The organism is Pseudomonas sp. Z1-29 (assembly GCF_051131995.1).
Taxonomy (GTDB): Bacteria; Pseudomonadota; Gammaproteobacteria; order Pseudomonadales; family Pseudomonadaceae; genus Aquipseudomonas.
In genome coordinates this window covers 4,836,528-4,857,590 of sequence record NZ_CP071645.1, presented here as the reverse complement: position 1 = coordinate 4,857,590, position 21,063 = coordinate 4,836,528, and the positions used below count along the sequence as shown (strand labels likewise).

Genomic DNA, 21,063 nt, shown 5'->3' with positions numbered 1-21,063 from the left:
CGCGGCTGTTGAATATTTCCGTGACCACCGTTGAATCACCCCCCGACCTCGCTGCCCCCGCCACACCCGAACCGGCCAAGCCCTGGTTCGTCTACCTGGTGCGCGCCGCCAACGGCTCGCTGTACTGCGGCATCAGCGATGACCCGGTGCGGCGTTTCGCCAAGCATCAGAGCGGCAAGGGCGCGCGTTTCTTTCTCTCCAGCCCGGCGGTCGCGCTGGTCTATACCGAGGCCTGCCGTGACAAGGGCGAGGCGTTGCGGCAGGAGCGGTTGATCAAGAAGCTCAAGAAAAGCGCCAAGGAATGCTTGGTGGCCAGTGCGCTGTCGCTTCATCAGCCAGGCTGATAGGCCTTCATCAGGCCGGTAGGCTGGTCCGGTCAGGCGCGCTAAGCTGCAAGACTTCATCCCAGCAGTGGCGATTCTCATGTCTGAACTGATCCTCCATCATTACCCAACCTCCCCATTCGCAGAGAAAGCCCGCCTGCTGCTGGGTTTCAAGGGCTTGTCCTGGCGTTCGGTAGGTATACCGCCGATGATGCCCAAGCCGGACCTGACGGCCTTGACCGGTGGTTACCGCAAGACGCCGGTGTTGCAGATCGGCGCTGACATCTACTGCGACACGGCGTTGATAGCCCGGCGACTGGAGCAACAGAAAGCCTCCCCGGCGCTGTTTCCCGAGGGCCGGGAAATGATCGCTGCGTCCTTTGCGGCATGGGCGGATTCGGTGGTGTTTCAGCATGCGGTAAGCCTGGTGTTCCAGCCGGAATCGGTGGCGGTGCGTTTTGCCAAGTTGCCGCCCGAGGCGATCAAGGCGTTCATCAGCGACCGTGCCGGGCTGTTCAGTGGCGGCACGGCCACGCGTCTGTCCGCCGAGCAGGCCAAGCATCAATGGCCTGTGATCATGGCGCGCCTGGAGCAGCAGTTGCAGCGTGAAGACGGCGACTTCCTGCTAGGTGATCCGTCGATTGCCGACTTTGCCATGGCGCATCCGCTGTGGTTCCTCAAGGGCACGCCTGTCACTTCACCTTTGGTGGATGCTCACCCTGCGGTATCGGCGTGGCTGGCGCGGGTGTTGGGTTTCGGCCACGGTGCGTCGAGCCAGATGAGTTCCGAAGAGGCCCTGGAGGTGTCTCGCGATGCGACGCCGGCAGCGCTGCCGGATGAGTCATTCAAGGAGCCGAACGGATTTGTGGCGGGGCAGCGGGTGAGCATCGCGGCGACTGATTACGGTGTCGATCCGGTGGTTGGGGAGTTGTTGTTTGCCGGTAGCGAAGAATTGATTCTGCGTCGTCAGGACGAGCGTGGCGGGGTGGTGCATGTGCACTTTCCGCGGTTCGGGTTTCGCCTCGAGGCGGTCTGATTTTTGCTGAGGTGGTGACTGGGCTTCCGCTTTCGCGAGCAGGCTCGCTCCCACATTTGGCCGGGGGTGGGCCCAGGATTTGTGTTTGCCGCAATCACTGTGGGAGCGAGCCTGCTCGCGAAAGGGGGGCGGGGCCGACATCACTGCTGGCCCGGTGGATTTATATCGCGGCTAATGCCTTGAGAATATTCTCCGGCTCATACCCACGAATCAACGTGCCATTCACATCCAGGATCGGAATCCCCCGGCCGCCCAGCGCCTCATAGGTCTTGCGCGCTTCGGCGTCCTTTTCAATATCGAACTCGCGAAACGGCACGCCTTTCTCGTCCAGGAATCGTCGGGTTGCCTTGCAGTATCCGCACCAGTCGGTGGCGTACAGCACGACGCGGGCGTTGCTGCGAACCTGTTTCGAAACCATTTGCGACGGATTGAGCACCCGCTCGATCTTGCCCCAGTTCTGGTACGCGACCACCACCAGCAGAACCAGCAGGCACTTCTTCAGTACCCCGGTGAGCATCAGTTACGCCGCTTGAGCTGATCGGTCAGCGAGGTCGGTAAACCCTTGATGATCAGCGTGCCGGCCTCTTCGTCGTATTCGATCTTCGAGCCCAGCAGATGCGCTTCGAAGCTGATGGACAAGCCTTCGGCGCGGCCGGTGAAGCGGCGGAACTGATTGAGGGTGCGTTTATCCGCCGGAATTTCCGGCGACAGGCCGTAGTCCTTGTTGCGGATGTGGTCGTAGAACGCTTTCGGGCGCTCTTCGTCGATCAGCTCCGAGAGCTCTTCCAGGCCCATCGGCTCGCCGAGCTTGGCCTGGCTGCTGGCGTAGTCCACCAGGGTCTTGGTTTTCTCCCGGGCGTCGTCTTCGGGCAGGTCTTCGCTTTCGACGAAGTCGCTGAAAGCCTTGAGCAGGGTGCGGGTTTCGCCGGGGCCGTCGACGCCTTCCTGGCAACCGATGAAGTCGCGAAAGTACTCCGAAACCTTCTTGCCGTTCTTGCCCTTGATGAACGAGATGTACTGTCTGGACTGTTTGTTGTTCTGCCATTCCGACACGTTGATCCGCGCCGCCAGGTGCAACTGGCCCAGGTCCAGGTGGCGCGACGGGGTCACGTCCAGCTCGTCAGTCACGGCCACGCCTTCGCTGTGGTGCAGCAGGGCGATCGCCAGGTAGTCGGTCATGCCTTGCTGGTAATGAGCGAACAGCACGTGGCCGCCCACCGACAGGTTGGATTCTTCCATCAGCTTTTGCAGGTGTTCCACCGCCACGCGACTGAACGCAGTGAAGTCCTTGCCGCCGTCGAGGTATTCCTTCAGCCAGCCGCTGAACGGATGCGCCCCTGATTCGGCATGGAAGAAGCCCCAGGCCTTGCCTTGCTTGGCGTTATAGCTCTCGTTGAGGTCGGCGAGCATGTTCTCGATGGCCGTGGACTCCGCCAGTTCGGAGTCGCGGGCATGGAGCGCAGCGGGCGTGCCGTCGGGTTTTTTGTCGATCAGGTGGACGATGCAATGACGGATCGGCATGGATTTCTCGGCTGATGAAAGAGGGGAGGGCGCGCTCCCCGAAAAAGGGCCCAGTGTACCGCAATCACTGGTTTTGGATCGTGGTGAAGGCCCTTTCAGACCGGTCTGACACCCGGCGAGCATTTTTTTACCGATTTAGCGCAATAAAGCTGACCAAATGGGTAGGTAGAGGCGGATATTTCACAGGCGTTGTGCTAGTTTTGCCCGGTCTTACGCGAAGTCACTGCGTTAAGCGTGCATTCAGCATTTGTCAGGTCGAACCAAACCCGGATTTCGGCATCTATTACCCCGATCCGTCGTGGTGATGACCGAGGGCGGCTGATCAGATAGATCGGCTCGATGGCTGACACTGCACTCTGCAATCCATATGAATTTGATAGGGAAGGAACACTACATGGCTCTTACTAAAGACCAACTGATCGCTGATTTGGCTGAATCTGTAGACGCACCAAAAGCTACCGTGCGTGCGCTGCTGGACCAACTGGGCCAAGTGGTTGCCGATCAGCTGGAAAACGGCGGCGAACTGACCTTGCCAGGTGTTGGCAAGCTGAAAGTCACCGAGCGTCCTGCCCGTACCGGTCGCAACCCTTCGACTGGCGCAGCCATCGAAATCCCGGCCAAGAAAGTGATCAAGCTGGTTGTGGCCAAAGGCCTGACCGACGCGGTCAACAAGTAAGATCGTTTTATGAAAAACCGTGCCGCGGAGCGATCCGGGCACGGTTTTTTGTTGCCTTGAAAAAGTGGCCAGTGGTGAGTAATGCTGATCACTCAAGAAAAACGACGTACCTGTGGCGAGGGAGCTTGCTCCCGCTCGGCTGCGAAGCAGTCGTATTCCGGCGGGTACGGTGTGTTTGATGCTGCGTATTCGGCAGGTTTTGGGGCCGCTACGCAGCCCAGCGGGAGCAAGCTCCCTCGCCACGGGAATGCCGATACCTTAAGTGAACCGCATCAGGCTGTGTTGAGGGAGGTTCAGTCCTTGCGAGCCCAGCGCGCCTGGCGCCAGGCTTGTTGCTGCGCCTGGTCCTGGAAGGTCCAAGCCACGAACCGACTCTGCTTCTGCCCCTGGGACATTTCCACCACCTGGCTGTGCAGCGTTCCGGCCTTTTTCAGCGCGGCTTGAATCGCCGGCAGGTTCGAGGCCTTCGATACCAGCGTGCTGAACCACAGCACTTGCCCGGCGATCTGGGCGCTCTCACTGATCAACTGCGTGACGAAGCGCGCCTCGCCACCCTCGCACCACAGCTCCGCCGCCTGGCCGCCGAAATTCAAGACCGGCAACTTGCGCTTCGGATCCGCCTTGCCCAGTGCCCGCCATTTTCGCTGGCTGCCCTTGGTGGCTTCCTCCAGGGAGGCGTGGAACGGCGGGTTGCACATCGTCAGGTCGAACCGTTCGGTACTTTCCAGAAGCCCTGACAGGATGTGCTTGCGGTTGGGTTGCTGGCGCAGCTGGATGGCTTTGTTCAGGCCGTTGGACTGGACGATGGCCTTGGCCGACGCGATTGCCGTCGGGTCGATTTCCGAGCCCAGGAAGTGCCAGCGGTAATCGCTGTAGCCGATCAGCGGATAAACGCAGTTGGCGCCGGTGCCAACGTCCAGCACCTTGACCGCCGCGCCGCGAGGAATTTCGCCTTCATTGTGGCTGGCGAGCAGGTCGGCGAGAAAATGCACGTAGTCGGCGCGCCCCGGCACGGGAGGGCACAGGTAGTCAGCCGGAATGTCCCAATAGGCGATGCCATAGAAGGACTTGAGCAGCGCCCGGTTGAACACTCGCACCGCCTCGGGGCTGGCGAAGTCGATGCTTTCCTTGCCGTAGGGATTGATGATCACGAACTTCGCCAGTTCCGGTGTGCTCTTGATCAGCGCCGGGAAGTCATAGTGGCCCTGATGGCGATTGCGCGGATGCAGGCTGGCCTTCTCCCGCGGCGCTTTGGCCTCGGCGACGGGCTTGGGCTTCTGGCGGGGAGGGCGGGGAGGGCGAGGGGCGGTCATGGCGGGTCGATTCAGGGCTGGCTCAAAAAGTGGCGGGCATTGTCCCACATTCGGCGCGGTCTTGATGACTGCGCTATTCAAATGAGCGGGGGGAACCTGTGTGGGAGCGAGCCTGCTCGCGAAAGCGGTGGATCAGCTTGCATGGATGTTGAATTTTGCCACCGTCATCGCGAGCAGGCTCGCTCCCACAGGGGGAGGCGCTTGCTTTGGGAAAGGACAGGCAGAAAAAAAGGAGGCCACCTGGGCCTCCCTTTTCAATCACGAACCACCGTTACAGGCTGGCAATCCGCGCGTGCTGCTCGGCCAGCTTGCCCAGGGCCTGTTCGGCCTCGGCCAGTTTGGCCCGCTCCTTCTCGATGACTTCGGCCGGTGCCTTGTCGACGAAGCCGGCGTTCGACAGCTTGCCGCCGACGCGCTGGACTTCGCCCTTCAGACGCAGGATTTCCTTGTCCAGGCGCGCCAGTTCGGCGGCCTTGTCGATCAGGCCGGCCATTGGCACCAGCACTTCCATCTCGCCAACCAGGGCGGTGGCCGACAACGGTGCTTCTTCGCCCGTAGCCAGTACCGTCACCGATTCCAGTTTCGCCAGCTTCTTGAGCAGCGCTTCGTTCTCGTTGAGACGGCGCAGGTCTTCGGCGTTGGCGTTTTTCAGGAACAGGGTCAGCGGTTTGCCTGGGCCGATGTTCATTTCGGCGCGGATGTTGCGCAGGCCGAGCATGAAGGTCTTCAGCCACTCGATGTCGTCTTCGGCTGCCGGATCGATGCGGCTTTCGTTGGCCACCGGCCACGGTTGCAGCATGATCGTCTTGCCCTGGGCACCGGCCAGCGGTGCGACGCGCTGCCAGATTTCCTCGGTGATGAACGGCATGAACGGATGCGCCAGGCGCAGGGCCACTTCCAATACGCGAACCAGGGTGCGACGGGTGCCGCGCTGGCGCTCGACCGGTGCGTTTTCGTCCCACAGTACCGGCTTGGACAGTTCCAGGTACCAGTCGCAATACTGGTTCCAGATGAACTCGTACAGCGCTTGTGCGGCCAGGTCGAAACGAAACTGGTCGAGCTGGCGGGTCACTTCGGCTTCGGTGCGTTGCAGTTGCGAAATGATCCAGCGGTCAGCCAGGCTCAGCTCGTAGGTTTCGCCGTTCTGGCCGCAGTCTTCGCCCTTGTCCAGCACGTAGCGCGCGGCGTTCCAGATCTTGTTGCAAAAGTTGCGATAGCCTTCGACGCGGCCCATGTCGAACTTGATGTCGCGACCGGTGGATGCCAGCGAGCAGAAGGTAAACCGCAGAGCGTCGGTGCCGTAGCTGGCGATGCCCTCGGCAAATTCTTCGCGGGTGGCCTTCTCGATCTTCTTCGCCAGTTTCGGCTGCATCAGGCCCGAGGTGCGTTTCTGCACCAGGGTTTCCAGGTCAATGCCGTCGATGATGTCCAGCGGGTCGAGGACGTTGCCCTTGGACTTGGACATCTTCTGGCCCTGGCCGTCGCGCACCAGGCCATGGACGTAGACAGTCTTGAACGGCACTTGCGGCGTGCCGTCCTCGTTCTTCACCAAGTGCATGGTCAGCATGATCATCCGGGCGACCCAGAAGAAAATGATGTCGAAGCCGGTGACGAGCACGTCGGTGGAGTGGAATTTCTTCAGGAACTCGGTCTGTTGCGGCCAGCCCAGGGTCGAGAACGTCCACAGGCCCGAACTGAACCAGGTGTCGAGAACGTCGTTGTCCTGCGCCAGCGCTACGTCCGGGCCAAGGTTGTGCTTGGCGCGGACTTCGGCTTCATCGCGACCGACGTAGACCTTGCCCGACTCGTCGTACCAGGCCGGGATGCGGTGGCCCCACCACAGCTGGCGGCTGATGCACCAATCCTGGATGTCGCGCATCCACGAGAAGTACATGTTTTCGTATTGCTTGGGCACGAACTGGATGCGGCCGTCTTCCACGGCGGCAATCGCCGGCTCGGCCAGCGGCTTGGTCGACACGTACCACTGGTCGGTCAGCCACGGCTCGATGATGGTGCCAGAGCGATCGCCTTTCGGGACTTTCAGGGCATGGTCGTCGACGCTGACCAGCAGGCCGGCGGCCTCGAACGCAGCAACGATCTGCTTGCGCGCTTCGAAGCGATCCAGGCCGGCGTATTCGGCCGGGATCTGGCCGTCGACGCTTTCGTTCAGGGTACCGTCGAGGTTGAATGCCTGGGCGGCCGGCAAGACATTGGCGTTCTTGTCGAAGATGTTCAGCAGCGGCAGGTTGTGGCGCTTGCCGACTTCGTAGTCGTTGAAGTCGTGGGCCGGGGTGATTTTCACGCAACCGGTGCCGAATTCAGGATCGCAATAGTCGTCGCCAATGATCGGGATGCGACGGCCAACCAGCGGCAGCTCGACGAACTGGCCGATCAGCGCCTGGTAGCGCTCGTCGTTCGGGTTCACCGCTACGGCGGAGTCGCCCAGCATGGTTTCCGGACGCGTGGTGGCGACGATCAGGTAATCCTTGCCTTCGGCGGTCTTGGCGCCGTCGGCCAGCGGGTACTTCAGGTTCCACAGGAAACCTTTCTCGTCGTGGTTCTCCACTTCGAGGTCGGAAATCGCCGTGTGCAACTTGGTGTCCCAGTTGACCAGGCGCTTGCCGCGATAGATCAGCCCGTCTTCATGCAGGCGCACGAAGGCTTCCTTGACCGCTTCGGACAGGCCGTCGTCCATGGTGAAGCGCTCGCGGCTCCAGTCCACGGACGAGCCGAGGCGACGGATCTGCCGGCTGATGTTGCCGCCGGATTCGTCTTTCCATTCCCAGACTTTCTCGAGGAATTTCTCGCGACCCAGGTCATGGCGATTCTGGCCCTGGGCTTCAAGGCGACGTTCCACCAGCATTTGCGTGGCGATACCGGCGTGGTCGGTGCCCGGCTGCCACAAGGTGTTGCGGCCTTGCATGCGACGGAAACGGATCAGGGCGTCCATGATCGCGTTGTTGAAACCGTGGCCCATGTGCAGGCTGCCGGTGACGTTCGGCGGCGGGATCATGATGGTGTAGGAATCGCCCGCGCCTTGCGGAGCGAAATAGTTCTCGGACTCCCAGGTGTTGTACCAGGAAGTTTCAATGGCGTGCGGCTGGTAGGTCTTATCCATGCGCGGCGGGACCCTATTGGCATTTATTCAGGAAAAGCCGGGAAGTATAGCGGGCGGGGCGAGTGCAAGCCACAGGCTGGGAGCGGCACGTCGGGTATATATAGGGGCAGTGAACCCTGTGGGAGCGAGCTTGCTCGCGATGGCGGTGGTTCAGCCTGCACTTATATTGGATGTGCCGGCCCCATCGCGAGCAAGCTCGCTCCCACAGAGGAAGATCAGTAGGTCTGTTATCTATTCGTACTGGCTCAACAACCGCTCCATACGCGCATCCAACCGGCGCTTGATCTCGGTTTCGATGTGCGGGGCGAAATCGTCGATCACGTCTTGCAGGATCAGTTGGGCGGCGGCGCGCAATTCCTGGTCCAGATGCAACAGGGCGTCGGGGCCTTTTGGTTCAGCATTGGGGGCTGGCTTGGGTTCGGGCTGGCCGTTGATCGGTTCGAACAGCAGCGGAATCTGCTCGTCATGCACGGCTTCGTGTTCCACCGTGTCGGTCAACAGCGGTGGCTGCAGGGTGTCGTCACCGAGCAGTTGGCGGATCGACTCGAGGTCATCCAGCAGGTGAGCAGGTTTTTGCGGCGGTTTTGGAGTGTCCATCGTAGGCTCAGAGTCGCTGTAAACGGTGGTCTTGCAGAGCATAGCCCTGTTCGCGGTAGAAACGGAAACTCTCCCGCGCGGCTTGGCGGATGGCCGGGTCTTCGACCACGACTTCCGCCACGCGGGCGAAACGCTGGGCAAACGCCGGCACTTTCAGGTCGAGATTGACCAGCAGGTCCTGATGCTGACCGCAGTCTTCCCCCAGTCCCAGCACGATCAGCCCTTCGGGTTCGCTTTCGGCCGGACCGTGGGGCACGAAACTCTCGCCCTTGAACGCCCACAGGCGCGCGTCCAGGTCTTCGCGCTGAGCGGCATCGCTGCAATGCAGATAGATGCGATGGCCCATGCGCCAGGCTTTCTCGGTGAGCTTGCAGGCGAAATCCAGTCGCGCCGAGGGATCGGCGCTGGGCAGGATGTAGAAGTCGACTTTGGTCATTGCGTTCCTTGAATCGCCGAGGCGTCACCCGAGGGCGACGCACCGGCGATCATCGGTGTCAGGCCTTGGCGCGGTCCAGCAGGTACTGGGTCAGCAGGGGTACCGGACGGCCGGTGGCGCCCTTGTCCTTGCCGCCGCTGGTCCAGGCCGTGCCGGCGATGTCCAGGTGGGCCCAGTTCAGGTTCTTGGTGAAGCGCGACAGGAAGCACGCTGCGGTGATGGTCCCGGCTTTCGGGCCACCGATGTTGGCGATGTCGGCGAACGGGCTGTCCAGCTGTTCCTGGTACTCATCGAACAGCGGCAATTGCCAGGCGCGATCGTCGGCCTGCTGGCCGGCGCTGAGCAGTTGGCCGATCAGCTCGTCATTGTTGCCCAGCAGGCCCGAGGTATGGGCGCCCAGGGCGACGACGCAGGCGCCAGTCAGCGTGGCGATGTCGATCACCGCTTGCGGCTTGAAGCGTTCGGAATAGGTGAGGGCGTCGCACAGCACCAGACGGCCTTCGGCATCGGTGTTGAGGATTTCCACGGTCTGGCCGCTCATGGTGGTGACGATGTCGCCCGGGCGCGAAGCCGTGCCGCTGGGCATGTTCTCGGCGCAGGCGAGGATGCAGACCAGGTTGATCGGCAATTGCAGCTCGAGCACGGCGCGCAGGGTGCCGAACACGCTGGCGGCGCCGCCCATGTCGTATTTCATTTCATCCATGCCGGCGCCGGGCTTGAGGCTGATGCCGCCGGTGTCGAAAGTGATGCCCTTGCCCACCAGGGCGTACGGCTTCTCGGATTTCTTGCCGCCGTTGTATTGCATCACGATCAGGCGTGGCGGCTGGGCGCTGCCTTGGCCGACGGCATAGAACGAACCCATGCCCAGGTCCTTGATTTTCTTCTCGTCGAAGACCTCGACCTTCAGACCCTTGAATTCCTTGCCCAGTGCCTTGGCCTGTTCACCCATGAAGGTCGGGTGGCAGATGTTCGGCGGCAGGTTGCCCAGGTCGCGGGTGAAGGCCATGCCGTTGGCGATCGCGGTGGCGTGGGTCACGGCGCGCTGGACTTCGGCCTGGGCGGCCTTGATGGTCAGCAGGGTGATTTTTTTCAGCGCACGGGGTTCGGCTTTCTGGCTCTTGAACTGGTCGAACTGGTATTCGCCATCCACCAGGGTCTCGGCCAGCAGGCGATTCTTGCCGTAGCTGTCGCGGCCTTTTACAACCAGTTCGTCCAAGGCCAGCACGGCGTCGCCACCGCCCAGGTTTTTCAGGGTGCCCAAGACGCCGGCAATGATCTTGCGGAACGGACGGTCGCCCAGTTCAGCGTCCTTGCCAACGCCCACCAGCAACACGCGCTCGGCCTTGAGGTTGGGGAGGCTGTGCAGCAGCAGGCTCTGGCCGACCTTGCCGGCCAGGTCGCCGCGCTTGAGTACGGCGCTGATGGCGCCGCCGCTCAAGGCGTCGAGCTGGGTGGCGACGACGCCGAGCTGGCGGTTCTCACCAACGGCAACCACCAGCGTGGCGGTCTTCAACGTTTCTGGGCTGACGCTTTTTACAACCAGTTCCATGTCCGGATCCTTGAGTCAATGGTCAAGAGGCCAGGCGCCGCGACGACAGTGGCGCGCTGAACAGCTGTCTTCTATATAAAAGAAGCGCCGGAGCTTGCCGGCGACAAAGGCCGCAGTTTGAACCCCGGCGCCCGAAGCTGACAACCCTCGCAGCGGTTAACTTTTTTGGCTGGGGAGCGTCTGCTTAAAGCATGCGCAGTGACAGGCGCCTCCAATCACAGGATAATGCGGCTCTTTTTTCGGCTGCTCGCAGTATGCGTCGGCTCGATACGTTTCTTGTTTGGCCGCCTAGCCTGACAATCGTGGAGTGTCTGGTTTGATCGTCTTCCGTTATCTATCCCGCGAAGTCCTGCTGACCCTGAGCGCGGTCAGTGCCGTGCTGCTGGTCATCATCATGAGCGGGCGCTTCATCAAGTACCTTGCCCAGGCGGCTTCGGGCGCCCTCGATCCGGGCTCGCTGTTCCTGATCATGGGGTTCCGCCTGCCGGGCTTCCTGCAACTGATCCTGCCGCTGGGATTGTTCCTCGGGATCCTGCTGGCCTACGGTCGCCTCTACCTGGACAGTGAAATGACCGTGCTGTCGGCCACCGGCATGAGTCAGCAGCGTCTGTTTCGCATCACTCTGTTCCCGGCCACATTGGTGGCGCTGGTGGTGGCCTGGCTGAGCCTGAGCCTGTCGCCCCAGGGCGCCAACCAGTTCCAGCTGCTGATCAACCAGCAGGACGCCATGACCGAATTCGACACCCTGGTACCGGGGCGCTTCCAGGCCCTGCGCGACGGGACGCGTGTCACCTACACCGAACAACTGTCGGACGACCGGGTCAACCTCGGCGGCGTCTTCATCACCCAGAAAAACGTCTCTTCGGACACCAAGAAGGACCGCGGCATTTCCGTGCTGGTGGCTGAGAAAGGCCGCCAGGAAATCAACCCCGACGGCAACCGCTACCTGATCCTGGAGAACGGCTATCGCTACGATGGCACCCCGGGACAGGCCGATTACCGGGCGATCAAGTACGACACCTACGGTGTGCTGCTGCCCAAGCCCGATGTCAGCGATGAAGTCACCGACCGCGATGCGATGCCTACCGCCAGCCTGCTGGGCAGTGATGACATCCGCGCCCGCACCGAACTGCAATGGCGCCTGTCGCTGCCGTTGCTGGTGTTCATTGTGACCCTCATGGCGGTCCCGCTGTCGCGGGTCAATCCGCGCCAGGGTCGTTTCCTCAAGCTGCTGCCGGCGATTCTTTTGTATATGGCCTACCTGACCATCCTGATTTCCGCCCGCAGTGCCCTGGAGAAAGGCAAGATCCCGCCGGCCCTGGGCCTGTGGTGGGTGCATTCGATCTTCCTGGTCATTGGCCTGGGCTTGCTCTATTGGGAGCCGTTGCGCTTGAAGCTGGCCAGTCGTCGCAGCGCGCTGGAGGTGGCCCGTGGTTAAACTCGACCGCTATATCGGCAGCAGCGTGTTCATGGCGATCCTCGCGGTGCTGGGGATCATTCTTGGCCTGGCGACCCTGTTCGCGTTCATCGACGAGATGGGCGATGTCAGCGATACCTATACATTGCTGGACGTGGCGAGCTACGTGTTGCTGACGGCACCAAGGCGCCTGTACGACATGTTGCCGATGGCTGCGCTGATCGGTTGCCTGATCGGCCTGGGGAGCCTGGCGAGCAACAGCGAACTGACCATCATGCGCGCCGCCGGCGTGTCCATCGGCCGCATCGTGTGGGCGGTGATGAAACCGATGCTGGTGCTGATGCTGGTCGGGCTGCTGGTTGGCGAGTACGTCGCGCCGGCCACCGAGAACACCGCCCAGGCCAATCGCTCCCTGGCCCAGGGCGGCGGCGATGCCCAAAGCGCCAAGCATGGCTTGTGGCACCGCCAGGGTGACGAGTTCATCCACATCAACTCGGTCCAGCCTAACGGCACGCTGTACGGCGTGACCCGGTATCGCTTCGACGAAGAGCGGCACCTGTTGTCGTCGAGCTTCGCCAAACGCGCCAATTTCGCCGAGGATCACTGGCAACTGACCGACGTCACCACCACCTTGTTCCATGACAAGCGCACCGAGGTGGTCGCCGCTCCGCAGGAACGTTGGGACGTGCAGATCAGCCCACAGTTGCTCAGCACCGTCGTGATGGCGCCGGAGTCGCTTTCGATCACCGGTTTGTGGGGTTACATCCACTATCTGGCGGACCAGGGCCTGAACAATGGCCGCTACTGGCTGGCATTTTGGGTCAAGGTATTGCAGCCGCTGGTTACTGCCGCCCTGGTGTTGATGGCGATTTCCTTCATCTTTGGTCCGCTGCGCTCGGTGACCCTCGGCCAGCGCGTCTTCACCGGCGTGCTGGTGGGCTTCACCTTCCGTATCGCCCAGGACCTGCTGGGGCCATCGAGCCTGGTGTTCGGTTTTTCGCCGCTGCTCGCGGTGCTGGTGCCGGCCACGGTCTGCGCGCTGGCCGGGCTCTGGCTGCTGCGCCGGGCGGGTTGATCCATTTTATTGTGGCAGGGGAGCTTCTGTGGCGAGGGAGCTTGCTCCCGCTGGACTGCGCAGCAGTCCCCTGCAGCCTGCCTGACACATCGCCGTGGCGCATAATCGAGGGGCCGCTTCGCAGCCCAGCGGGAGCAAGCTCCCTCGCCACACGTGACGCTTGCACGATGGATCAGGTACAATTCCCGGCTATTTTTCGGCGGGCCTTGCCTGCAGCCTTTTTGAGTGTTGATCCGTGAGTGATTTGAGTCATATCCGCAATTTCTCCATCATCGCCCACATTGACCATGGCAAGTCGACGCTGGCTGATCGCTTCATCCAGATGTGCGGCGGTCTGGCCGAGCGTGAAATGGAAGCCCAGGTCCTGGACTCCATGGACCTCGAGCGTGAGCGCGGGATCACCATCAAGGCCCACAGCGTTACCCTCTATTACAAGGCTCGCGACGGCGTCACCTACCAGCTCAACTTCATCGACACCCCCGGCCACGTCGACTTCACCTATGAAGTCAGCCGGTCGCTGGCGGCCTGCGAAGGCGCGCTGCTGGTTGTCGATGCCGGCCAGGGCGTCGAGGCCCAGTCGGTCGCCAACTGCTACACGGCCATCGAGCAAGGCCTGGAAGTCATGCCGGTATTGAACAAGATCGACCTGCCCCAGGCCGATCCGGACCGCGTGAAAGAAGAAATCGAGAAAATCATCGGCATCGACGCCACCGACGCGGTCACTTGCAGCGCCAAGACCGGCCTGGGCGTGGATGAAGTGCTCGAGCGCCTGGTCACTACCATTCCGGCGCCGACCGGCAATATCGAAGATCCGCTGCAAGCGTTGATCATCGACTCGTGGTTCGACAACTACTTGGGCGTGGTCTCCCTGGTTCGCGTGCGCCATGGCCGCGTGAAGAAGGGCGACAAGATCCTGGTCAAGTCCACCGGCAAGATCCACCTGGTGGACAGCGTCGGTGTGTTCAATCCGAAACACTCCGCCACCGTCGACCTGAAGGCCGGCGAAGTCGGCTTCATCATCGCCGGCATCAAGGACATCCACGGTGCGCCGGTTGGCGACACCCTGACCTTGAGTTCGACCCCCGATGTCGACGTGCTGCCGGGTTTCAAGCGCATCCAGCCGCAGGTCTATGCCGGCCTGTTCCCGGTCAGCTCCGACGACTTCGAGGATTTCCGCGAAGCCCTGCAGAAGCTGACCCTGAACGACTCGTCCCTGCAGTACACCCCGGAAAGCTCCGACGCCCTGGGCTTCGGTTTCCGCTGCGGGTTCCTCGGCATGCTGCACATGGAAATCATCCAGGAGCGCCTGGAGCGCGAATACGACCTGGACCTGATCACCACGGCGCCGACGGTAATCTTCGAGCTGCTGCTCAAGAGTGGCGAGACCATCTACGTCGACAACCCGTCCAAGCTGCCGGACCTGTCGGCCATCGAGGACATGCGCGAGCCAATCGTGCGGGCGAATATCCTTGTGCCTCAGGAACACCTGGGCAACGTCATTACCCTGTGCATCGAGAAGCGCGGCGTGCAACACGACATGCTGTTCCTCGGCACGCAGGTCCAGGTGACCTACGACTTGCCGATGAACGAAGTGGTGCTGGACTTCTTCGACCGCCTGAAATCCACCAGCCGCGGCTATGCTTCGCTGGACTATCATTTCGATCGTTACCAATCGGCTAATCTGGTGAAGCTGGATGTGTTGATCAACGGCGAAAAAGTCGATGCCCTGGCATTGATCGTGCACCGTGACAACGCGCACTACAAAGGTCGCGCGTTGACCGAGAAGATGAAGGAGCTGATTCCGCGGCAGATGTTCGACGTGGCAATCCAGGCCGCCATTGGCGGGCAGATTGTGGCGCGCACAACCGTCAAGGCACTCAGAAAGAACGTATTGGCCAAATGCTACGGCGGCGACGTCAGCCGTAAGCGCAAGCTGTTGGAAAAGCAGAAGGCCGGTAAAAAACGCATGAAGCAGGTCGGTAACGTGGAAATTCCACAGGAAGCCTTCCTTGCGGTGCTCAGGTTGGATAGTTAGGTCCTATGTCGCTAAATTTCCCGCTGTTGCTGGTGATCGCCGTGTTCGTCTGCGGCCTGTTGGCGTTGCTTGATCTGTTGTTCCTGGCGCCTCGGCGTCGGGCCGCCATTGCCTCATATCAGGGCAGCGTCAGCCAGCCTGATGGCGTGGTCATCGAAAAGCTCAACAAGGAACCGCTGCTGGTCGAATACGGCAAGTCGTTCTTCCCGGTGCTGTTCATCGTCCTGGTGCTGCGCTCGTTCCTGGTGGAGCCGTTCCAGATCCCGTCCGGCTCGATGAAGCCGACCCTGGACGTGGGCGACTTCATCCTGGTGAACAAGTTTTCCTACGGGATCCGGCTGCCGGTGATCGACAGGAAAGTCATCGAGATCGGCGACCCGCAACGGGGTGATGTGATGGTGTTCCGCTTCCCGAGCGACCCGAACGTCAACTACATCAAGCGTGTGGTCGGCCTGCCGGGCGACAGGATTCGCTACACCGCCGACAAGCGTCTGTTCGTCAACGGCGAACTGGTGGCCGAGCAGTTGATCGGCTCCGAGCCGGGCACGCTGGGCAGTGCCGAGCTCTACAAGGAAAAACTCGGCGAGGCGGAACACCTGATCCGCAAGGAAATGAGCCGCTACCGCGCCACGCCGGACCATTCGTGGACCGTGCCGGCCGGGCACTATTTCATGATGGGCGACAACCGCGACAACTCCAACGACAGCCGCTACTGGGATGATCCGAACATTCCCAGGGACATGCTGGGCATGGTCCCCGACCGCAACATCGTCGGCAAGGCCTTTGCGGTCTGGATGAGCTGGCCGGAACCCAAACTCAGTCACCTGCCGAATTTCTCGCGGGTTGGCCTGATCAAGTAATCACACACGGCGCTGTTGAACACAGCGCCGAATGCATTTCTGGAGCCTGCACAAGGCTGCCCGAAGGCATGAAGCCAACGATAGTCAGGACGTCATTTTTGAACACAGCGTTAATTGTCCCAAGCCAACGGCGCTCAGTCGCCGTGGCGGTGGAATCCAGCCACGAACTCAGCGTGGGTAAACCGTGAGCGTTTCTCTAAGCCGTCTCGAGCGTCAGCTCGGCTACACTTTCAAGGATCAGGAGCTGATGCTCCTGGCCCTGACTCACCGCAGTTTTGCCGGGCGCAACAACGAACGCCTGGAATTCCTCGGCGATGCCATCCTCAACTTCGTGGCCGGCGAGGCGTTGTTCGAACGCTTCCCCCTGGCGCGGGAAGGCCAGTTGTCGCGTTTGCGTGCACGGTTGGTAAAAGGTGAGACCCTGGCGGTACTGGCCCGTGGTTTCGACCTGGGCGATTACCTGCGCCTGGGCTCCGGCGAGTTGAAAAGTGGCGGTTTTCGTCGCGAATCGATCCTGGCCGATGCCCTGGAAGCGCTGATTGGCGCGATCTATCTGGATTCCGGCATGGAAATGGCCCGCGAGCGTGTGCTGGCCTGGCTGACTTCCGAGATCGACAGCCTGACGCTGGTGGACACCAACAAGGATCCCAAGACGCGCTTGCAGGAATTCCTGCAGTCGCGCAGCTGCGAACTGCCGCGCTACGAAGTGGTGGATATCCAGGGTGAGCCGCATTGCCGAACCTTCTTCGTCGAATGCGAAGTGGTCCTATTGAATGAAAAAAGCCGAGGCCAGGGCGTCAGCCGTCGTATTGCCGAACAGGTAGCGGCCGCTGCAGCACTGATCGCCCTGGGCGTGGAGAATGGCAATGACTGATACAACCGTCACCCGCTGCGGCTATGTCGCCATCGTTGGCCGGCCGAACGTGGGCAAGTCGACATTGCTCAACCACATTCTCGGCCAGAAGCTGGCGATCACGTCGCGCAAGCCGCAGACCACTCGCCATAACATGCTCGGCATCAAGACCGAAGGCGCCGTCCAGGCGATCTACGTCGACACGCCCGGCATGCACAAGGGCGGCGAGAAGGCCCTGAACCGCTACATGAACAAGACGGCCTCGGCGGCGTTGAAGGACGTTGACGTGGTCATCTTCGTGGTCGACCGCACCAAGTGGACCGAAGAAGACCAGATGGTCCTCGAGCGTGTCCAGTACGTGACCGGTCCCTTGATCGTTGCGCTGAACAAGACCGACCGCATCGAAGACAAGGCCGAGCTGATGCCGCACCTGAGCTGGTTGCAAGAGCAGTTGCCGAATGCCCAGATCATCCCGATCTCTGCCCAGCACGGTCACAACCTCGACGCGCTGGAGCGGGTAATCGCCGAGCACCTGCCGGAAAACGATCACTTCTTCCCCGAAGACCAGATCACCGACCGCAGCAGCCGTTTTCTCGCCGCCGAACTGGTCCGCGAGAAAATCATGCGCCAGATGGGTGCCGAGCTGCCGTACCAGATCACGGTGGAAATCGAAGAGTTCAAGCAGCAGGGCAAGACCCTGCACATCCATGCCTTGATCCTCGTCGAGCGTGACGGCCAGAAAAAAATCATCATTGGCGACAAGGGCGAGCGCATCAAGCGCATCGGCACCGAGGCGCGCAAGGACATGGAGCTGCTGTTCGACTCCAAGATCATGCTCAACCTGTGGGTCAAGGTGAAGGGCGGCTGGTCCGATGACGAGCGGGCGCTGCGCTCGCTGGGTTACGGCGACCTCTGATTATCTGACTGGATATACCGAGAACCATTGTGGGAGCGAGCTTGCTCGCGATGAGGGGCTGATATTCAACATCTGTGTTGACTGACAGACCGCTATCGCGAGCAAGCTCGCTCCCACATTGGTTTCGGGGTGTTTATAAAATTGTGCTCGCTCATCGAGAACTGTGACTTCGATGTCTCAACCCACCGCTCAATCCGCCTACGTCCTCCACAGCCGCGCCTACCGCGAAAGCAGCGCCCTGGTGGACTTCCTCACGCCTCAAGGGCGGCTGCGGGCGGTGTTGCGGGGGGCTCGGGGCAAGGCCGGGACCCTGGCGCGGCCGTTCGTGCCGCTGGAAGTCGAGTTTCGCGGCCGGGGTGAGTTGAAGAATGTCGGGCGCATGGAAAGCAATGGCGTCGCCTCCTGGCTCAATGGCGAAGCGCTGTTCAGTGGCCTGTACCTCAACGAATTGCTGATCCGCCTGCTGCCCGCCGAAGATCCCCATCCCGCCGTGTTCGACCATTACACCGCCACGTTGCTGGCCCTGGCCGAGGGTCGACCCTTGGAGCCATTGCTGCGCTCTTTCGAATGGCGCCTGCTGGATGACCTGGGCTACGGTTTTGCCCTGGACGCCGACCTGCACGGCGATCCTATTGCGGCCGACGGTCTGTATCGCCTGCAAGTGGATGCAGGCCTGGAGCGGGTCTACCTGCTGCAACCGGGACTGTTCAACGGCGTCGAGTTGCTGGCCATGGCGCAAGCCGACTGGACAGCGCCTGGCGCGCTGGCGGCGGCCAAGCGGCTGATGCGCCAGGCCCTGGCGGTTCATCTGGGCGGCCGGCCGCTGGTCAGTCGCGAGTTGTTTCGCAAGCCCTGATCTCCCCGTATGCTGTGGGCCGAATCTCTGTCCATTCAGGAGCGCTTTTCGTGAGCACCAGCAATCGCATTCTTCTCGGCGTGAACATCGACCATGTCGCCACTCTGCGCCAGGCCCGTGGTACGCGTTACCCGGACCCGGTCAAGGCCGCGCTGGACGCCGAGGAGGCGGGCGCCGACGGCATCACCGTGCACTTGCGCGAAGACCGTCGACATATCCAGGAACGCGACGTTCTGCTGCTCAAGGATGTGCTGCAGACTCGCATGAATTTTGAAATGGGCGTGACCGAGGAAATGATGGCGTTCGCCGAACGCATCCGTCCGGCGCACATCTGCCTGGTTCCGGAGACGCGCCAGGAACTGACCACCGAAGGCGGCCTGGATGTAGCGGGGCAGGAGTCGCGGATCAGCCTGGCGGTGGAGCGCCTGTCGAAGATCGGCGCCGAGGTCTCGCTGTTCATCGATGCCGATGAACGGCAGATCGAAGCCTCCAAGCGTGTCGGTGCGCCGGCCATCGAGCTGCACACCGGCCGTTACGCCGACGCCGAGACACCTACGGACGTGGCCGATGAGCTGCAGCGGGTCGCCGACGGCGTCAGCTTCGGCCTGGCCCAGGGGCTGATCGTCAATGCCGGCCATGGTCTGCATTACCACAACGTTGAAGCCGTCGCGGCCATCAAGGGCATCAACGAGCTGAACATCGGCCACGCGCTGGTGGCCCATGCGTTGTTTGTCGGGTTCAAGTCGGCTGTGGCGGAGATGAAAGCGTTGATCCTGGCGGCTGCCAAATCCTGAGCCCATTCCATAAAGCTTACTTAAGGCGTGCCTGATCCGTTGTGGCGAGGGAGCTTGCTCCCGCTCGGTTGCGTAGCAACCGCAAAATCTCGGGGCCGCTTCGCAGCCCAGCGGGAGCAAGCTCCCTCGCCACGGGGGCACCGCAGCCTCAGGAATTGTGTTCAGCTTTTTAGAGCTGTGGAGATTCCTGGTTAGGCTTGCTCTTGTCCACGCCCGGTACATGCAGGTTGCCCTCGGCTACCTGGTCACCTTCGAGCTGTGGCTGCGTCACCCAGGTGAGGATGTCGTAGTAGCGACGGATGTTCGCCACGAAATGCACCGGTTCGCCACCGCGGGCGTAGCCGTAGCGGGTCTTGCTGTACCACTGTTTCTGGGACAGGCGCGGCAGGATCTTCTTCACGTCGAGCCACTTGTTCGGGTTCAGTCCTTCCTTGGCGGCGAGCTTGCGCGCGTCGTCCAGGTGACCACTGCCCACGTTGTAGGCGGCGAGGGCGAACCAGGTGCGGTCCGGCTCCTCGATGCTCTCGTCCAGTTGCTCCTTCATATAGGCCAGGTACTTGGCGCCGCCCATGATGCTCTGCTTCGGATCGAGGCGGTTGGACACACCCATGGCCTGGGCGGTGTTCTGGGTCAGCATCATCAGGCCGCGCACGCCGGTCTTGGAGGTGACCGTCGGTTGCCACAGCGATTCCTGGTAGCCGATGGCAGCCAGCAGGCGCCAGTCGACCTTTTCCTTCTTGGCGTAGGTCTTGAAGTGTTGCTCGTATTTGGGCAGGCGTTGCTGCAGATGCTGGGCGAAGGTGGTCGCGCCCATGTAGCCGAGGACGTCGACGTGCCCGTAATAGCGGTCCTTGAGGCGTTGCAGCGTGCCGTTCTTCTGCACCTTGTCGAGGTAGGCGTTGATTTCGTTGAGCAGGCTGTTGTCTTCGCCGGGGCCCACCGCCCAGCTCTGGCTGCGGGCATCGCCGAGGTCGAACGCCACGCGCACGTTAGGGAAGTACACCTGGTTCATCGCCACTTCGTTGGAATCCACCAGCGTCAGGTCGATCTGGCCTTCATCGACCATGCGCAGCAGGTCGACGACTTCAACCGCGTCGGATTCCTCGTATTCGATTCCCGGATACTGCTGTTTCAACTGCGCGAGCTGCTCCGCGTGGGAGCTGCCCTTGAGCACCATGATCTTCTTGCCCGCCAGGGCGGCCGCATCGGTGGGGCGGGACTGGCCGTTGCGGTAGATGACCTGCGGGGTAACCTCCAGGTAGGCGTGGGAGAACCGTACCTGTTTCTTGCGCTGTTCGCTGCTGACCAGGCCCGCCGCGGCCAGCACCGGGCCATTGGGCTTGCCGACCTGGCTGAACAGGTCGTCAAGGTTGTCAGCGGTCTCGATCTTCAGCTCGACCCCCAAATCCTCGGCGAAGCGCTTCACCAGCTCGTATTCGAAGCCGGTCTCACCATTGCGATCCTGGAAGTAGGTGGCGGGGCTGTTCCGGGTAACCACCCGCAGCACGCCATCCTCCTTTACGCGCTCCAGTGTGTTGGGTTTCTCAACACAACCACTGAGCACCAGGAAGAGTCCGGTTGCGATCAGCCATCTGGCGTACCGCGGACGCAAAGCCGTTGGGGAAAACATCTGCGCAGTATACGCAAACGGCCTCGACCGCCATATATCGACAGCAAAAGGCCAGTCT

At 61.6% G+C, this 21,063-nt stretch carries 19 protein-coding genes; 11 read left to right on the top strand and 8 right to left on the bottom strand.

Annotated features, from left to right (window positions below; all coding sequences use genetic code 11):
- Window positions 1-20: 20 nt before the first annotated feature.
- Both J3P84_RS22120 and J3P84_RS22115 read left to right on the top strand, forming a co-directional pair.
- Window positions 21-344 (top strand): GIY-YIG nuclease family protein, encoded by a 324-nt coding sequence (locus J3P84_RS22120; RefSeq protein WP_434625893.1) that lies wholly within the window; start codon window positions 21-23, stop codon window positions 342-344.
- Window positions 345-423: 79 nt separating this feature from the next.
- On the top strand, window positions 424-1,359 hold the full coding sequence (locus J3P84_RS22115) for a glutathione S-transferase family protein (protein WP_434625891.1): 936 nt from the start codon (window positions 424-426) through the stop codon (window positions 1,357-1,359).
- A 160-nt stretch (window positions 1,360-1,519) separates the two neighbouring features.
- Here J3P84_RS22115 and J3P84_RS22110 read toward each other — a convergent pair whose 3' ends face one another.
- On the bottom strand, window positions 1,520-1,876 hold the full coding sequence (locus J3P84_RS22110) for a glutaredoxin family protein (protein WP_434625889.1): 357 nt from the start codon (window positions 1,874-1,876) through the stop codon (window positions 1,520-1,522).
- Entirely contained in the window at window positions 1,876-2,880 is a 1,005-nt protein-coding gene (gene yejK / locus J3P84_RS22105; protein ID WP_434625887.1) for a nucleoid-associated protein YejK, read from the bottom strand. The genes J3P84_RS22110 and yejK overlap by 1 nt, the downstream gene beginning before the upstream one ends.
- 394 nt (window positions 2,881-3,274) lie before the next feature.
- On the opposite strand from yejK, the gene J3P84_RS22100 reads away from it, so the two are divergent.
- The gene (locus J3P84_RS22100; protein WP_030139622.1) at window positions 3,275-3,556 is read left to right on the top strand and encodes an HU family DNA-binding protein; all 282 of its coding nucleotides are present in this window, start codon (window positions 3,275-3,277) and stop codon (window positions 3,554-3,556) included.
- A gap of 293 nt (window positions 3,557-3,849) precedes the next feature.
- Here J3P84_RS22100 and rlmF read toward each other — a convergent pair whose 3' ends face one another.
- The 5 genes from rlmF to J3P84_RS22075 all read right to left on the bottom strand — a co-directional run bounded on the left by rlmF (window position 3,850) and on the right by J3P84_RS22075 (window position 10,569).
- On the bottom strand, window positions 3,850-4,869 hold the full coding sequence (gene rlmF, locus J3P84_RS22095; RefSeq protein ID WP_434625885.1) for a 23S rRNA (adenine(1618)-N(6))-methyltransferase RlmF: 1,020 nt from the start codon (window positions 4,867-4,869) through the stop codon (window positions 3,850-3,852).
- 271 nt (window positions 4,870-5,140) lie between these two features.
- Window positions 5,141-7,987: a valine--tRNA ligase gene (locus J3P84_RS22090; protein WP_434625883.1), complete on the bottom strand. Its 2,847-nt coding sequence runs from the start codon at window positions 7,985-7,987 to the stop codon at window positions 5,141-5,143.
- Window positions 7,988-8,218: 231 nt separating this feature from the next.
- On the bottom strand, window positions 8,219-8,584 hold the full coding sequence (locus J3P84_RS22085) for a DNA polymerase III subunit chi (protein WP_434625881.1): 366 nt from the start codon (window positions 8,582-8,584) through the stop codon (window positions 8,219-8,221).
- A gap of 7 nt (window positions 8,585-8,591) precedes the next feature.
- A complete protein-coding gene (locus tag J3P84_RS22080; protein ID WP_305496566.1) occupies window positions 8,592-9,020 on the bottom strand; it encodes a DNA polymerase III subunit chi in 429 nt (142 codons plus the stop codon).
- A 58-nt stretch (window positions 9,021-9,078) separates the two neighbouring features.
- Window positions 9,079-10,569 carry a leucyl aminopeptidase gene (locus J3P84_RS22075; protein WP_305496564.1) on the bottom strand — a complete coding sequence of 497 codons (1,491 nt, stop codon included), beginning with the start codon at window positions 10,567-10,569 and terminating at the stop codon, window positions 9,079-9,081.
- Window positions 10,570-10,885: 316 nt separating this feature from the next.
- Here J3P84_RS22075 and lptF point away from each other — a divergent pair, with 316 nt between their 5' ends.
- The 8 genes from lptF (at window position 10,886) to pdxJ (ending at window position 19,375) form a co-directional block, all read left to right on the top strand.
- Window positions 10,886-12,007: an LPS export ABC transporter permease LptF gene (gene lptF / locus J3P84_RS22070; protein WP_434625879.1), complete on the top strand. Its 1,122-nt coding sequence runs from the start codon at window positions 10,886-10,888 to the stop codon at window positions 12,005-12,007.
- Window positions 12,000-13,061 (top strand): LPS export ABC transporter permease LptG, encoded by a 1,062-nt coding sequence (gene lptG / locus J3P84_RS22065; protein WP_434625877.1) that lies wholly within the window; start codon window positions 12,000-12,002, stop codon window positions 13,059-13,061. The genes lptF and lptG overlap by 8 nt, the downstream gene beginning before the upstream one ends.
- Before the next feature lie 235 nt (window positions 13,062-13,296).
- The gene (gene lepA / locus J3P84_RS22060) at window positions 13,297-15,096 is read left to right on the top strand and encodes a translation elongation factor 4 (RefSeq protein WP_212799143.1); all 1,800 of its coding nucleotides are present in this window, start codon (window positions 13,297-13,299) and stop codon (window positions 15,094-15,096) included.
- Window positions 15,097-15,101: 5 nt separating this feature from the next.
- Window positions 15,102-15,956 carry a signal peptidase I gene (lepB, locus tag J3P84_RS22055; protein ID WP_434625875.1) on the top strand — a complete coding sequence of 285 codons (855 nt, stop codon included), beginning with the start codon at window positions 15,102-15,104 and terminating at the stop codon, window positions 15,954-15,956.
- 184 nt (window positions 15,957-16,140) lie between these two features.
- Complete coding sequence (gene rnc / locus J3P84_RS22050; protein WP_030139612.1) at window positions 16,141-16,830, top strand: ribonuclease III; 690 nt, start codon at window positions 16,141-16,143, stop codon at window positions 16,828-16,830.
- Window positions 16,823-17,725: a GTPase Era gene (era, locus tag J3P84_RS22045; RefSeq protein ID WP_072345611.1), complete on the top strand. Its 903-nt coding sequence runs from the start codon at window positions 16,823-16,825 to the stop codon at window positions 17,723-17,725. The genes rnc and era overlap by 8 nt, the downstream gene beginning before the upstream one ends.
- 172 nt (window positions 17,726-17,897) lie before the next feature.
- Window positions 17,898-18,581: a DNA repair protein RecO gene (gene recO, locus J3P84_RS22040; RefSeq protein ID WP_434625873.1), complete on the top strand. Its 684-nt coding sequence runs from the start codon at window positions 17,898-17,900 to the stop codon at window positions 18,579-18,581.
- Between the two features lie 50 nt (window positions 18,582-18,631).
- Window positions 18,632-19,375, top strand: a complete 744-nt coding sequence (gene pdxJ, locus J3P84_RS22035) for a pyridoxine 5'-phosphate synthase (RefSeq protein WP_434625871.1) — start codon at window positions 18,632-18,634, stop codon at window positions 19,373-19,375.
- A gap of 169 nt (window positions 19,376-19,544) precedes the next feature.
- Here the strand turns inward: pdxJ and mltF are convergent, their stop codons facing one another.
- A complete protein-coding gene (mltF, locus tag J3P84_RS22030; protein ID WP_305496550.1) occupies window positions 19,545-21,005 on the bottom strand; it encodes a membrane-bound lytic murein transglycosylase MltF in 1,461 nt (486 codons plus the stop codon).
- Window positions 21,006-21,063 lie beyond the last annotated feature (58 nt).